At 68.4% G+C, this 14,805-nt stretch carries 9 protein-coding genes; 1 reads left to right on the plus strand and 8 read right to left on the minus strand.

Annotated elements, in window-relative coordinates; genetic code table 11:
- Positions 1–119: 119 nt before the first annotated feature.
- The 7 genes from ABZ374_RS23325 to lysA all read right to left on the minus strand — a co-directional run bounded on the left by ABZ374_RS23325 (position 120) and on the right by lysA (position 11,533).
- Complete coding sequence (locus tag ABZ374_RS23325; protein WP_360314021.1) at positions 120–1,850, minus strand: amidase; 1,731 nt, start codon at positions 1,848–1,850, stop codon at positions 120–122.
- A complete protein-coding gene (locus ABZ374_RS23330) occupies positions 1,847–2,896 on the minus strand; it encodes an agmatine deiminase family protein (RefSeq protein WP_360314023.1) in 1,050 nt (349 codons plus the stop codon). Before ABZ374_RS23330 ends, ABZ374_RS23325 begins: the two co-directional genes overlap by 4 nt.
- A gap of 65 nt (positions 2,897–2,961) precedes the next feature.
- The gene (locus ABZ374_RS23335) at positions 2,962–5,988 is read right to left on the minus strand and encodes an aminotransferase (protein WP_360314025.1); all 3,027 of its coding nucleotides are present in this window, start codon (positions 5,986–5,988) and stop codon (positions 2,962–2,964) included.
- Complete coding sequence (locus ABZ374_RS23340; protein WP_360314027.1) at positions 5,985–7,112, minus strand: dipeptidase; 1,128 nt, start codon at positions 7,110–7,112, stop codon at positions 5,985–5,987. Before ABZ374_RS23340 ends, ABZ374_RS23335 begins: the two co-directional genes overlap by 4 nt.
- A gap of 46 nt (positions 7,113–7,158) precedes the next feature.
- Positions 7,159–8,556, minus strand: coding sequence for a serine hydrolase domain-containing protein (locus ABZ374_RS23345; RefSeq protein ID WP_360314029.1), 1,398 nt, complete (start codon positions 8,554–8,556; stop codon positions 7,159–7,161).
- A gap of 54 nt (positions 8,557–8,610) precedes the next feature.
- Entirely contained in the window at positions 8,611–10,218 is a 1,608-nt protein-coding gene (locus ABZ374_RS23350) for an amidohydrolase family protein (RefSeq protein ID WP_360314031.1), read from the minus strand.
- 1 nt (position 10,219) lies between these two features.
- The gene (lysA, locus tag ABZ374_RS23355; RefSeq protein ID WP_360314033.1) at positions 10,220–11,533 is read right to left on the minus strand and encodes a diaminopimelate decarboxylase; all 1,314 of its coding nucleotides are present in this window, start codon (positions 11,531–11,533) and stop codon (positions 10,220–10,222) included.
- A gap of 83 nt (positions 11,534–11,616) precedes the next feature.
- Here lysA and ABZ374_RS23360 point away from each other — a divergent pair, with 83 nt between their 5' ends.
- Complete coding sequence (locus tag ABZ374_RS23360; RefSeq protein ID WP_360314035.1) at positions 11,617–13,221, plus strand: helix-turn-helix domain-containing protein; 1,605 nt, start codon at positions 11,617–11,619, stop codon at positions 13,219–13,221.
- Positions 13,222–13,275: 54 nt separating this feature from the next.
- Here the strand turns inward: ABZ374_RS23360 and ABZ374_RS23365 are convergent, their stop codons facing one another.
- On the minus strand, positions 13,276–14,775 hold the full coding sequence (locus tag ABZ374_RS23365; RefSeq protein WP_360314037.1) for an aminotransferase class V-fold PLP-dependent enzyme: 1,500 nt from the start codon (positions 14,773–14,775) through the stop codon (positions 13,276–13,278).
- Positions 14,776–14,805: the final 30 nt, after the last annotated feature.

Raw genomic sequence — 14,805 nt, forward strand, 5'->3', positions numbered from 1 at the left:
AAATCGACTACGGCCCGGAGCCGAAGCGGTTGGTCGGCCAGGCCGACCCGACCTGGTCGGATGCAGGGCAGGGGGCCTGGGCGAGGCTGGTGACCCGGCTGACCGGGCAGGATGTGGGCTCAGCCTCGGTCGAGCGGGGGCGTGCGCGGCGGCGATGTGCGCCTTTCCCCCGTCGCCTCGAATGCGGCGGCGATCGCGAGGAGCCTGGTGTCGTCGTAGGCCCGTCCGGCGAACGTGAGCCCGACCGGCATTCCGATGTCGTGCATCGTCCCCATGGGTACGGTGATCGTGGGGATGCCGAGGTGGCGTGGGACGAGGTTGCCGTTGGCCACCCACACCCCGTTTCGCCAGCCCAGATCGGCCGATGCCGGGTTGACGTCCATGTTCGCGGGGCCGACATCCGCGACGGCCGGAAACACGACCCCGTCGAGTTCCCGCTCGTCCATCCACTCTTCGAGGTCGACGCGCCTGGTTTCCTCCAGCCCCCGCAGACCCGCTTCCAGTTCGGGAATGTCCGTCAACGCGGCGTACGCGTGCTCGCGCACCCACTGGGGATATTCGGCGATGTCGTCATCGAAGCCGGTGTAGCGGTCCGGCAGGGCGCCGACCGGGTGGGGAAAGATCGTCGCGCCGTCGACGCCTGCGAGGGTCGACAGTGCAGGATCGCCATTGGCGCGGAGGAAGTCTTCCCATGCCCACGCCGAGAGATCGACGATCTCCCGGATGAGGAACGCGGGACGGACGAGTCCTCGGGTCTTCACCGTGGGAGCGCCGGGCCGGTCGCCTTCGTAGTTCGAGACGGCCGGGAAATCGACCTCGAGCACGTCTGCTCCGGCCGCTTCGAGATCGCGGCGAGCCGCGTTCCACAGCTCGACAACCGACGCGCGGGTATGGATGCGCTGCCCCGTGGGACCTCCGATTCCTCCCTCGGGGTTCGTGCCGGCCTCGGGGTCGGCATTGATGTACATCGCCGGGACGCCGAGGCGGATTCCGGAAAGCGTGCGGTTCGCGGCCACCACATTTGCGGGCGCGAGAGACGGATAGACCTTCGGGCGTACATCGGAAGCGGCGGGAAGCGATATCCAGGGCTGGGCTCGCCAGAAGTCGCCGCGACCGTCCTCGTCGTCGCCGACGACCACATCCAGCACTTCGAGCATGTCGGCCATGGTGCGCGTGTGCGGGACCACGACATCCATCGTGGGCACGAGCGGCCAGTTGCCGCGTACCGAGATCACACCGCGAGACGGCGTATACGCGCACAACGCGTTGTTCGAAGCGGGAGTCCGGCCTGACGACCATGTCTCTTCGGCCAGGCCGAATGCCGCGAACGAGGCGGCCGTGGCGGTTCCCGACCCGTTGGACGACCCCGAGCCGAATCCGCTCGTCAACCAGTCGGCGTTGTAGGGACTTTCCGCGCGGCCGTAAACACCTCGCTGCATGCCGCCGTTGGCCATCGGTGGCATGTTCGTCAGGCCGAGACAGATTGCTCCGCCGGCTCGCAGCCGTTCGATCGTGTACGCGTCACGTTGCGCGACAAGGTCGGCGAAGGCCGGGCTGCCGCAGGCTGCGGTCAGACCGCGGACGAGGAAGCTGTCCTTCGCCGTGTAGGGAATTCCGTCCAGCGGCCCCCGGACTTCACGTCGCGCCCGGCGCTCGTCGGACGCACGGGCCTCGTCGAGGGCTTCGGGATTGATGACGACCATGGCGTTGAGAGCCGTCGCGCTCTCCGGCCGGTCGTACGCCGCGATGCGTGCGAGGTACGCGTTCACGAGGTCCACTGACCGCGCGGTACCGGATTCGAGGGCGTGGCGCAGCTCTGCGATGGATGCCTCGTAGACCTCGAATGTCATCGGGCGACCTCCTCCGGGGTGAGAGCGGGCTGCTGCTGGGTGATGCAGTGAATACCCCCGCCGCGGGCGAAGATCGCCCGGGAATCGACGGTGACGGCACGCCGTCCGGGATAGGCCGATTCGAGGATGTCACGAGCGGCGCGGTCCGCTCGGTCGTCTCCGAATCCGCACGAAATGATTCCTCCGTTGACTACGAGGTGGTTGACGTAGGAGTAGTCCACGAATCCGTCCTTGTCGCGGATGGCCGTGGGCGCCGGGACTTCGATGATCCGGAACCGGCGGCCGGCGGCGTCCGTCTGATCCGCGAGCCGAGCGCGCAGGTCGCGGGTCACGGCGAAGTCGGGGTGATCGGGATCGGTCTGCGTGTGCAGCAGCAGCACCCCGGGGGAGGGGATCGTCGCGACCATGTCGACGTGGCCCTTCGTTCCGAACAGCTCGTAGTCGCGCGTCAGTCCCCGGGCCAGCCATACGACCTTGGTCGCACCGAGCGTGCGCATGAACTCCGCCTCGACGTGGTCCCGGCGTGCGAACGGGTTGCGTCGGGGATCGAGCTGGACCGTCTTCGTCGCCAGTACCGTGCCCTCGCCGTCGACGTGGATGCCGCCGCCCTCGTTCACCAGCAGGGATCGCACAGCTTCGGCGCCGACCAGATCGGTCACCCGGCGGGCGATGTCGGCGGACAGGCGCCACTCGGACCACTCCGGGTCGCCCCAGCCGTTGAAGATCCATTCGACGGCGCCGAGGACGCCCGGCTGTTCGTCGTCGACGACGAACGTCGGGCCGAAGTCCCGCATCCAGAACTCGTCGAGAGGAGCCTCGACGAGGTCGATGTGTCCGCCCAGCATGCGCCTCGCGCGGTCCCGCTCGGTCGGATCGACGACCATGGTCACCGGTTCGAAGTCGGCGATCGCGTGCGCGACGGTGGTCCAGGAGTCGTAACCCGTCTGCTTGAACGTGTCGCCTTCCCCCAGGTTGCGGCCTTCACGGGGGAAGGCCATCCATGTGCGTGCATGGGGGGCGGTCTCGGACGGCATGCGCCATGTCATCGTGTTCTCCGAAGTGGTCGCGTGGTGAGCGATCTGCGTGCGGATGCTGCGCCTCGCATGTGTCGTCACCATCCCTCGGTGAGGACACGATCGAGAGCGGCGACCGCGTAGTCGGCGCTCTCGGCCGTGATGCACAGGGGCGGTTTGACCTTCAGAACGTTCGATCGTTCGGACGTGGTGAGGACGATCACGCCCAGTTCCCTCAGGCGTTCGCAGATCGCCGCGGCTTCCTGCGCCGCCGGTTCGAGGGTGTCCCGGTCGCGGACCAGTTCCACGCCGAGATAGAGGCCCTCGCCGTGGATCGGCCCGATGATGCCGTGCCGTTCCGCGAGCGCCCGGAAACCGGCCGCAAGGTGACGACCGATCTCCCGCGCGTTCCGTTGAGTGCCCTCGGCCTCCATGGCGTCGAGCACCGCGAGCCCGACGCGGCAGGAGAGCGGATTTCCGCCGGTCGAGGAGAAGAACTGCCCCTGGGAGGTGAGGGCGTCGGCCGCGGCCCGCGAGGTGATGACTCCCCCGATGGGGAAACCGTTGCCCATCGGCTTCGCGATGGCGATGACATCCGGCATGACTGCGGACCGCTCGAATCCCCAGAAGCCCGCCCCCGTGCGCCCGAAGCCGACCTGGACCTCGTCGGCGATGCACAAGCCGCCCGCCGCGCGCACCCGCGCGTAGACATCGGCGAGGTATCCCTCCGGCAGCAGGACTCCGCCGGCGTTGCCGAGCACCGATTCGCAGATGAATCCGGCCGCCGGGCGGCCACGGCGTGCGAGCTTGTCGAGATCGGCTCCGAGGTCCGCGGCGTAGCGAGCGCCGACCGACCGGTCCTCCGCCGCGCCTCGGTATGTACCGCGGAAGCGGTTGGGAACGTCCGCGACGTGAATCCACTCGGGACGTGTATCGCGAGCGTACGGGTTGTCGTAGGCGCTGGTGGTGACCGCGTCACTGGCCATTGTCCACCCGTGATAGGCCTCCCGAAGTGCGACGACGGTCTTGCGGCCGGTCGCCGCTTGCACGAGCCGCAGGGCGAGATCGACGGCCTCGGATCCGGAGTTCACGAGCACGACGGTGTCGAGCGGCGAATGTGGAGGAAGCAGCGCGAGAAGTCGCTCACTGTATTCGGCCAGCTCGCGGTAGAGAAAGCGCGAGTTCGTGTTGAGGATGCGAATCTGCCGGTCGACAGCGTCGGCGACACCCGGGTGCCCGTGCCCGAGGCCGGCCACGTTGTTGACGAGATCGAGGTAGGCGCGGCCCGTGGTGTCGACGAGGTGGTGACGCCAACCGCGTTCGATCTGCATCGGATGCTCGTAATAGCGCTCCTGGGCGCCGGCGAGGATCTGCTCGCGGCGTCGCTGTTCGTCGGCCGACTGGTCCCGCTCGGCCTGCGAAGGGAGGCCGAGCAGACCGGCCGGGTCGCGGGCGAGAGCCGACCATGCCGGTACCCGCTCCGGCGTGACCAGTCCCGAACGCCCGGTGTCCGGTTCCTTGACCGCGTCGACGGGCGGCGACGCGCCTTCGACCGCGTCGGCGCGAATGAGGGTGACGCAGAGGCGGCGCGATTCCGACGCGGAGGGGAGCAGGCCCAGGCGCGTTCCCGGCGAAAGGACGCTGTTCACTTCGACATCGACGGAAAAACCGTCGATGTCGAGATACCAACCGTCGCCGAGGCGGAGCCTGACGCCGTGCTCGCCCGCGGCGAACACGGTGGCTTCGACGGGAGTCGTCACCACGAGCCGGGGCCCCGGGGCAACATGCAGTTCCGTGCCGATGGGCCAGGTCGCCGCGGCGTCCGGGCAGTCGATCGTCGTGCGGGTGAGGCGGTAGACGCCGAAGGGAAGCACCGCGACCGCGGAGCCACCGGCGAAGGCTCGCGCCACGAGGCGGTCCTCCGCGTCGGCGTCGAGCCACCGCCCGGCCTCCAGCCACGGGCTCTCCACACCGGCGTCCACCACGACAACGTCGCCGGCGATCTCGGGCAGCAGAGAACGGACAGGCAAGGACCGGGCGCGTTTCGGGTGAGGCTCCGGGGCATCCGCGCCGAGGCGATCCGGCACCGCGAGAGGGTCGGCGGAGCGAAGACGCACGGTCGCGTACTCGACGGCCTCGGCAAGCGGCACAGACGTCGCCGCATCGAAGATCGCCTGCTCGACGCGGATTCGGTCGCGTGCGTACGCGTTGTCGCCGTCGATCTCCAGTTGCCGCCATCCGCTCGCGACGAGGATGGCGCCGCGCAGGACGATGAGCGGCCACAGGGCTCGCGCCTCGGCGTCCGACAGCGGCGCACGGGAATGGAACGCCTCGACCGCGTCGAACACGCGCAGCGGACGCTCCGGTTCGTGATGCAGCAGCGACGACGCCGTGATCGCGAGCTCTGCGACGCGCCAGCCATAGGCGAGGTCACCGAGATCGAGCACGACGCGCGGGTGCAGACGGCCGTCCTCCCCGCGTACCCCCATGACGTTGTCGTCGGTGAGATCACCGTGGATCGCTTGGATCGGCAGGCCGCTCGCGACTTCGTCAAGGACGGATCGGGCCTCGTCGGCGGCGGCGGTCACGCGATGACGGAGCGCGCGATCGCGGATCGCGGGCGCACACCTCCCGACTTCCCGATGCGCGACCGCCATGACCCACATGTGCTCGCGGTCCAGTCCCGGATGCGCGAGAGTTGCGAGCGCGTTCACGGACGAGGCCGCGAGAGCGCCGAACTCCTGCAGCACCACGGGGGCGAAGTAACCCGCGTCGAGCATCGGTTCGCCGTCTGCGAACTCACTGCGCCGAACGGCATATCCGCCGCCGCTGCGCTGTGTCAGCTCCCCGTTCGGACCGGCCAGGACAACAGGAACGGGGATGCCCGCGGCGCGATAGGCGTCCAGTGCGGCGTGCTGGGCATCACGGGCGTCGTCCCCGAAGGTCGGGTTGTCGATCCGCAGCACGCTGCGCGTTCCGTCGGGTTCCCGCAGGAGGAAATTGCGGTCCTGGTTGCTGCCCAGCTCGCGCGCCACCGCCTCGATGCCGTAGCAGTCCCGCGCGATGGTCTCCGCGTCCGTCTCGGAGACGGCCGGCCGCATCGATGCGCTGTGTCTGTCGTTCACGCGGTCCACGTCCCGCTGCCGTCGGAGGTGCCCCGGAGGAAGGAGAGGTGATCCGCGTCGGAGACCTCCAGCACGCGCAGGATGTTGCCGTGGGCGAGGCGCTCCAGGTCGGGTTCGCTCCAGCCGCGGCGGCGAAGCTCGTGCAGAAGCTCCTGGTAGCGCGAGACGTCTTCGAGACCCGCCGGCATCCGGTCGGTTCCGTCGTAGTCGGCGCCGATGCCCACCGCATGGACGCCCGCGACCTCGCGCACGTGCTCGATGTGATCGGCTACATCGGCGATGCCCACCGGGGGCATCTCCCCCTGCTCACCGGCACGTTCCCACGCGTGGCACTCGGCTGTGAGGAACGACGGCACGAAGGCGACCATGACGACGCCCTCGGTGGCGCCGACAGCGGCCAGAACATCGTCGGGGACGTTACGGGGGTGGTCGCAGATCCGGCGGGCGCCCGAGTGGCTCACGATCATGGGCCGCGTGCTCACGGCCAGCGCGTCTCGCATCGTCGCCGGGGAGACGTGGGCGAGATCGACCAGGACGCCGATCCGGTTCATCTCCTTGACGACATCCCGGCCGAAGTCGGTGAGGCCTCCGTGCCGTGCGTCGTCCGTCGCCGAGTCTGCCCAGTGCGTGGTCCGTGACCAGGTGAGGGTGAGATAGCGCGCTCCGAGCCGGGCGTACTGACGCAACACGGCGAGCGAGCCACCCAGTTGCGCCCCGCCTTCGACCCCGATCAGGGAGGCGATTCGTCCCTCGTCGAAGGCAGCGCGTACATCCGCCGCTGTCCGGGCGAACCGTAGCCGAGTGGGGTAGGCGTCGACGAGACGGTGGACGAAGTCGATCTGCTCGAGCGTCGCCGTCACCTGGTCCGCGCCCACAAGTTCCGGATCGACCCATACCGACCAGAACTGTCCGCCGACGCCGCCGGCCGTCAGCCGTGGGAGATCGGTGTGCAGCCCGGGCACGTGCTCGTCAAGTCCTGCCGAGGCGTAACCGTGGTGTGCGCGACGCGCCCACGCGAGGTCATTGTGTCCGTCGATGACCGGAATCATCCGAGCCGCACCTTTCTCTGGTTCTGACGTCGTTCCGGTGCCTGGCGAGCGCGGAAGGCGAAGCACCGAGGACATGGGCCGATGACGAGCCGCTCGCCCCGGCGGTGTTGCGCAACGCACGTCACGGAGTGAACGTCCGGTACAGCGGGTAGCCCGACAACGTCGCCCGGGTCGCCTTGCCGTCGAGGACGACGTCGAAAGCCAGCCGCTCCGGTGAACGCTCGTCCTCACCGATGCGGAAGCTGCCGTCGGGCAGCGGAACCAGCGGCTCGCCGAGGTCGCTCGCGAAGTCGCCCTGCCAGACCCAGAGACGGCCTCCGCTGCACTGCACCCGGATGTTGGAAAGCCACGGGTTGTAGCCGCGGTAATGGCCGACGACGGGCTTCCATTCCGCAGGCGGCTCCTCGATGACGCTGGGCTCCTGCGGCGCTTCCTCCAGCGCGGACTCGGGCAGCACGAGCGCGGGTGACGGGCGACCGGACAGCGCGGCGTCGACCCAATCGATCGCGAAATGGGCGACGTCCGACCACGCTCCGCTGCCGTTCGCGAGGACGACAGCGCCCAGGCCCCGTTCGCGGTCGCAGACGAGAGCGGCGTTGTAGCCGACCATTCCTCCGGTGTGCGCGACGTACTCGCGGCCCGCACGCTGGTACACATACATGCCGAGCCCGTAGGTGTAGGGCGGTTCCTCGGCCTCGACGCAGTCGGTGAACATCTCGTGCAGGCTGGCGGTCCGCAGCAGGCGGACGTCGCCTGGGCCGCTGCCGTCCCCCAGCAGGAGTCGTATCCACGCGGTCATCTCCGAGGCCGTGGAGGCGATGCTGCCGTCGGCGGTGGCCGTCTCGAGCCAGTCCGCCGGCGCCAGTCCATCAGCGCGACGAGGCGCCCGGTCGTCGTAGAAGGGACCGTAGCCGACGGCGAGACGGCGGCGTGTGTCGTGCGTGATCGCCGCGTGCGATCCGGTCATGGCGAGCGGATCGAGCAGGCGCTCGGCGAGTACTTGCTCGTAGGGCCGGCGGTGGACCGCCTGCAGAACGAGGCCGAGCGCCTTGTAACCCGTGTTGGAGTAGTAGTGCCAGGTGCCGGGCGGGGTCGTCGCTTCCGTGTCGCGGAGCGCCCAGACCTCGAACGCGGACTCGCCCGTGTACTCCGCGCCGCCGACGATACCCGCCGTGTGGTTCAGCAGATGCCGGACGGTGATCGGCGCGAACTTCGACTTCACCGCGAACCAGGGCAGGTAGCGGGTCACCGGTGCGTCCAGGTCGAGCAGCCCGCTGTCCCGTGCCTGAAGGATCAGTGCCGCTGTGAATCCCTTGGAGATCGAACCGATCTCGAAGAGCGTGTCGTCACGGACGGGGCTCCCGGCGGCGAGGTCGGCGAATCCGGCGGACGTCTGTGCGAGAACTCCGTCCCGGTCCGTGATCGCCAGGGAGAGGCCGGCCGCCCACGAGGTGTCCTCCAGCACCCCGCGAACGGCCTTGGTGAAGTCTGGAGCAAGGGTGATCTTGGTGATCGCCATGGTGTTCTTCTCCGTGAAGTGATGATGAATGTTGCGGGGGCGTCCTCGGGTGCGTCAGCGCACGCCGCGCCTCAGTGCCCGACCCGCGAGTGCGCCCGTGGGGTTCCCGTCACGCAGTGCGAAGCGGCCGTTGACGAGCACGTGGTGCATTCCTGTGGCGTAGCGGTGGGGTTCGGAGTACGTCGCGTGATCCTGGACCGCGTCCGGATCGAAGATCGCGAGGTCGGCCCACTCGCCTGCCTTGACCCTCCCTCGTCCGACGAGTCTCAGCGTGTCCGCCGGCAGGCTCGTCATGCGACGCACGGCCTCCTCCAGCGTCAGCAGGCCGTCACGCACGTATGGACCGAGGACGCGCGCAAAGGAGCCGTAGGCTCGCGGGTGTGTCGGGGAGTCCGAAAACGGCGGCTCCGTCGAGGCCGCTTCGGCGTCGGAGCACACACTCACCCACGACTGTTCCAGACCGAGGCGGATGTTCTCCTCCGACATGCAGAAGTAGAGGGCCTCCGTGTGCGGGTCCTCGGCCACGAGATCCAGGAGCGCTTCGAGGGGATCGCCGTAGCCACGGAGGGCACTGAACTGCGCCAACGTCTTTCCGGCAGCCTCGGCGTTCGAGCCGCGTCCGCCCTGGAGCAGGACACCTTCGGCGCCGCCCGCATCGAGATAGATGTTCTCCCACGTGCCGCCCGGCACCCGGATGTCCGCGATGATCTGCGCCCTGCCGACCGGGTCCGCGATACGTTTCAACAGGGCCTTCTCTCCGCCGTCGAAGTACCACGGTGGAATGCACGCGGCCAGGCTCGTACCGCCTGCCTCGTAGGGATAGAGATCGGCGCTGATCTCCATCCCTTCCTCGCGCGCTTCCGCGATCAGGCGGATCGCTTCGGCCATCCGGTGCCAGTTGTCACGGCCGGAGGCCTTGAGGTGCCACACATGTACCCGGCCGGCGGACATCCGGGCGATGTCGATCACCTCACGGACGGACTTCTCCAGATGCGCGGCCTCGTCCCTGATGTGTGAGATGTAGAGGGCGCCGTGCGCGCTCGCCACTCCCGCGTACGCCGCCAGCTCCTCGGTCGAGGCATAGATGCCGGGGGCGTACAGGAGTGACGAGCCGACGCCGAGTGCGCCGGCGGCGAGCTCCTCGTCGAGGATGCCGCAGACCGATCGGAGTTCGTCGTCGGTGAGCTGCCGTTCGTCCGCGCCGGCGCGGATCGCACGGAGATTGTGCGCGCCGACGAAACTCGCGACGTTCGGTCCGACGCCGTTGGCCTCGAGGCTCTCGAGGAAGTCGTTCAACCGCGGAAAGGCGGTGCGGACTCCGTCTTCCCGGGGCGTGGGATCGACGATTTCGACGGCGCGGTCGACGACCGGGCCGAGCGAGTATCCCTCTCCGAAGACTTCCGTGGTGACGCCCTGATACAGGTCCGACAATCCACGGGCGTCCTGCTGCAGCGACTCGTACGCGTGGCTCAGGATGTTGACGAACCCCGGAGCGACGACGAGCCCGGTCGCGTCGAGTTCGAATCGCCCGTCCGGCTCGATGTCCCCGACGTGAACGATTCGACCGTGCGAGACGGCGATGTCGGCGGTCTTCCGCGGCGCTCCGGTCCCGTCGACGACGGTACCGCCGCGGATCACGAGGTCGTTCGTCATCTCGGACATGTCACACGCCTTCCTTGGGGTCGAGGAGGTCGCGGCGCCTCAGATCCTCGTAGGTCTCGCGGCGGACCACCGCACGCGACCGCCCCCCGCCGACGAAGATCACGGGTGGCCGACGGGCACCGTTGTAGTTGTTCGACATGGTGTGGCAGTACGCCCCCGTCACGGGCACCGCCACGACATCGCCGACCCGGGGTTCGCGCAGCGCCACACCCGTGCTGATCCGGTCACCGGATTCGCAGTGCCTGCCGACGAGGTCCACGGCCTCTCCGCCGCCGACGCGGTTCACGACGGTCGCCTCGAACCTTTGCCCGTACAGGGACACTTCGAGGTTGTCACCCATGCCTCCGTCGACCGCGACGAACGTCGGTCGTCCCTCCTTCACCGAGACGACCCGGTACAGCGTCAGCCCGCTTCGCGCCACGACGCTGCGGCCCGGCTCGATCAGCAACTGCGCGTGCGCCGGCAGATACTTCGTGGCGGCGCCGATGAGGCCGTCGAGCCAGGCTTCGACGCTCGGCGGAGCGTCGTCGTACGTGTAGCGGACGCCCAGACCGCCGCCCAGATCGTAGATGTCGAACTCGCCGTAGGAGGCGAGTGCTCGCACGGCCGCAACATAGGGCTCGACCTCGCATATCTGGCTTCCGATGTGCATGTGCAGACCGCGAAGATCGAGGTGCTCACTGGAACGGAGGCGAGCGATCGCCCGTTGGGCGTCTGCCCGCTGCAGACCGAACTTCGATCCCTGCTTTCCTGTCGCCAGCGCCTCGTGCGTCTCGGCGGCGACATCGGGGAGCACACGGATCAGGACGTCCTGGCGGCCGGTGACGATCTCTTCCAGCTTCGCGATGTCATCGAAGTTGTCGATGACGATGAGCCCCACTCCCGCGTCGACCGCGGCCTGGAGTTCGTCCACCGATTTCGCGTTGCCGTGCATCACGATGGTGTCGGGTTCAACCCCCGCACCGAGCGCGAGAACAAGCTCGCCACCGCCCGCGACATCCGCTCCGAGCCCCGCTTCCGCGAGCGTCCGATAGACAGCTGTCGCCGGGAACGCTTTCGATGCGAAGACAACGCGTGAGTTCGGCCATCTGGCGGCCAGCGCCTCGCGGAACAATGTCGCCTGGCGGATCAGCGCGGTCTCGTCGAGCACGTAGGCAGGGGTGCCGAACCGCTGCGCGATATCCGTCAGCCGAACGCCTCCCACGACCAACTCGTCCTCGGCATCAACATATGTTCCTTCGGGGAACAATTCAATCAATGCGCGCGCGTCGTCGTTCGGATTTGTGTCTGATGCGTCGAGGGTCGACGTCGTCATATGAGTTCCCGCCTTCTGATTTACGATCAGGCTAGGGACTCCATCCGGGGCGAATCTGTAGCCGATGTGACTAGTATTCGCGAATGAACTTGTCTGATCGGCCAGTTGCCGGCTGCTCCCTGGAGGAGCTGCTGCAGCGGGTGCTCCCGCTGCAGGTCACCGTTCTCGTCGAGTCGACCGCCGCGGGCGCGCTTTTCGTGCGTAGCACCGTCATCGCGGGGCCGGGGGAGGGGCTACCCGATGTGTCGGGTGGCATCCTGCTACTGGCGGGGTACGGCGACGTGCCGCAGATCGAGGCATCGGTGAGGGAAGCCGCCGAGCGTGGGTTCGGTGCGGTGTTCCTCCGAGCGGGTGCGTCGGCGACGCCGACGGTCCTGCGCACGGCAGCCGAGGCCGGGGTTTCGCTGATGTCTTTCGACAGCGAGCTGAACTGGCGTGAGCTGGCCGCGCTGCTCGACACGGTGATCGAATCGCACTGGGCGCCGTCCGATGGAGGACCCGCCGTCGGTGTCGAGGAGCTGTACGTGATCGCCGACGCGGTCGCGGCGACGATCGGTGGCTCGGTGTCGATCGAGGATCTCTCTCAGCGCGTCGTCGCCTACTCGAGCGTTCCGGGCCAGCGTATCGACGCGGTACGCAGCGAAGGCATCCTCGACCGGAGCGCTCCGCACGATCCGGGAGATCGGGAACGGTACGGGCGCATCCTGCGGTCCGACGGCGTGGTCAGGTTCGAGCGCAACGGTGACGAACTCGCGCGTGCGGCGATGGCCGTCAAGGCCGGCGACCTTCCGCTCGGCACGATTTGGGCGATCGAGGGCGAAAACGGCATGAGCCCTCGTGACGAAGCCGCTCTGCGGCAGGGCGCTCAGTTGGCGGCGTTGCACATGCTGCGTGCGCGCAGCCCCTTCGAGCTCCATCACGAACTCCGCGGCGACGCTCTGCGGTCGCTCATCGACGGAACGGGGAACGCGGACGGTGCCCGTACGCGGCTCCGTTTGCGGGACGATGTGCCTCGCGCGCTGCTCGCGTTCGGATTCGGGGGCACAGGGGCGGACCGGTCCGAATCCTCGGCGGCGGCCGGCGCCACACAGAATGTCGCACGCCAGATCAGCGCTCTGCGCCCCAGCGCCCCGATCACGGTGTCCGGAGGGGTTGTCTACGTCCTCCTCGCCGACGATCAGGTGAGCTCTGCCGCGTCCTCCCTGGCCGAGTCGATCACCGGCATCCCGGGAAGCCGAGCGCGGCGACGGCTGTTCGGCGCGGTCGCCGTCGACCATGACGCGACCCGGCCGCTCACGGATCTGCGCGCCGAGGCGGACGACGTGCTGGAGGCGCTCGTCGTCCGCTCGGACCGGCCTACCGCAACCCTGCGCGACGTCCGGGTGGACGTGATCCTGCGACACGTCGCAGCCGAGCTGACGAGAACTCCCTGGCTGCGTGATACGGAGATCGCCCGGATCTTCACCGCCTCGGCCCGCAATCGGGAGATCGCCAACAGCGTGGCGGCGTGGTTCGAGGCACGGTTCGAGGTGAGCCGGGCGGCGCAGGAACTCCAGGTACACCCCAACACGCTGCGGTATCGGCTTCGCCGCTTCTCCGAACTGACAGGAGTGGACCTGGAGGATGCCGATTCGTGCTTGAGCGTCTGGTTGCAGCTGCGCACGCATTCCGGAGTCCGGGCCTCCTGACGCGGGGCGTGACCGAAGAGGCGTTGCGGTCCGATTCCCGAGAATCGATGTCCGCTACGGCTTCCTGATCACGCGAAAGCGACTCACGTCGGGAACCACGGCGCCTCGAACGTACCCGCCCGGTGAACGGGCAACCTGCAGTAGGAAGTCGACGGCGGGTCGAGTGATTTCCTCACCGGGCAGAATATTGGGGATTCCCGGAGGATACGCGGAAAGGGCGTCAGCGCTCGTCCGGCCCACCGCCTCCGTGTGCGGGACGACCTCGGACGGCGCGTAGAACGCGTCACGCGGAGAGACCTGTGTTCTCCCGGGCGACGGCAGGTCCGCCGGGTCGCCGATCTCGTTCGGCACCGCGTCTCCCCGGGTTTCGAGGACGGCGTCGATGAGTCGGTCGAACGAGGTTCGCTTGCCGATCCCCACGAGCGGGACGAGCGTCGTGCGCGTCGCCATCTCCACCCATACACCGAAGTCGCGCGCCAACGTGAGCCGCAGGGCGTGCGCATCCGCGCAGATCCCGCTGACGTCGATCGGCATGCGCAGGGGATCATGGTCGACGATGTCCGGGTGGGAGAAAAAGGTGTCCTCGATCAACGAGATTCCTTGCTCCGCCCGAATGCGGTCACGCGCCGCTCCCAGGGCACGCAGTGCGTCGTCGACGTGCGGCCCGCCCCGTTGAAGGTCGCGACGGGCGACATCGATCGATCCGATCAGCAGTGAACTCTCACTCGTGGAGGTCGTCATTCGATAGGCCCGTTCGAGAGCGGGCTCCAGAGTGTCGGCGAGATCGGTGTCGCCGAGGTGCAGCATCGCGCTCTGGTGCAGGGACGACGTCATCTTGTGCGTACTCATGACGACGATGTCGGCCCCCTGCCGCACGGGGGAGGGGGGCAGGTCCGGGTGGAACCCGAAGTGGGCTCCCCAGGCGCAGTCGACGATGAGCACGGCGCCCGCGTCGTGGACCAACCGGGCGATGGTCGGCACGTCGGCGACCGCCCCGAAATAGCTCGGGCTCACGATGTAGACCGCTGTCACCGGCCCGGGATGGTCGGCGATCGCCTTCGCGATGGACGCCGGCGTGACACCGTGGGCGATGCCGTTGCGTACGTCCACGCCGGGCAGGGCGTAGGCCGGACGCAACCCGGCGAGGATGACGCCGTCCACGACACTCGAGTGTGCGCTGCGCTGAATGACGATCCCGTCACCCAGCTGACTCACCGCGAGCGCCGCGAGCCGGTTGCCCTGCGAGGACCCACTCGTGAGGAACCAGGTCCGCCGGGCGCCCCATGCCCTGGCGGCCAGCTGATGGGCACGCTCGCGCGGGGAGTCTCTTCCGAGGTCGATGCCGTCGAGCAGCTGTGTGACATCGATGGCCAGTGCCCGTTCCCCGGCGAACTCCGCCTGCCCCGCGGCGAAACCGTCGCCGGTGGCACCATGGCCGGGCACCATGAACGACACCGGCCTGCGGGCGGCATGACGAAGCAATGCGTCGGCGTACGGTGCTTCGTCGTCTGCACCGGCCCGAGGACGTCCGTCGTAGTGGATGGTCGGTTTCATCCTTCACGTTCCTTCATGGCCGGCTCGGTG

This window comes from Embleya sp. NPDC005971 (assembly GCF_040629175.1).
GTDB lineage: Bacteria > Actinomycetota > Actinomycetes > Streptomycetales > Streptomycetaceae > Embleya.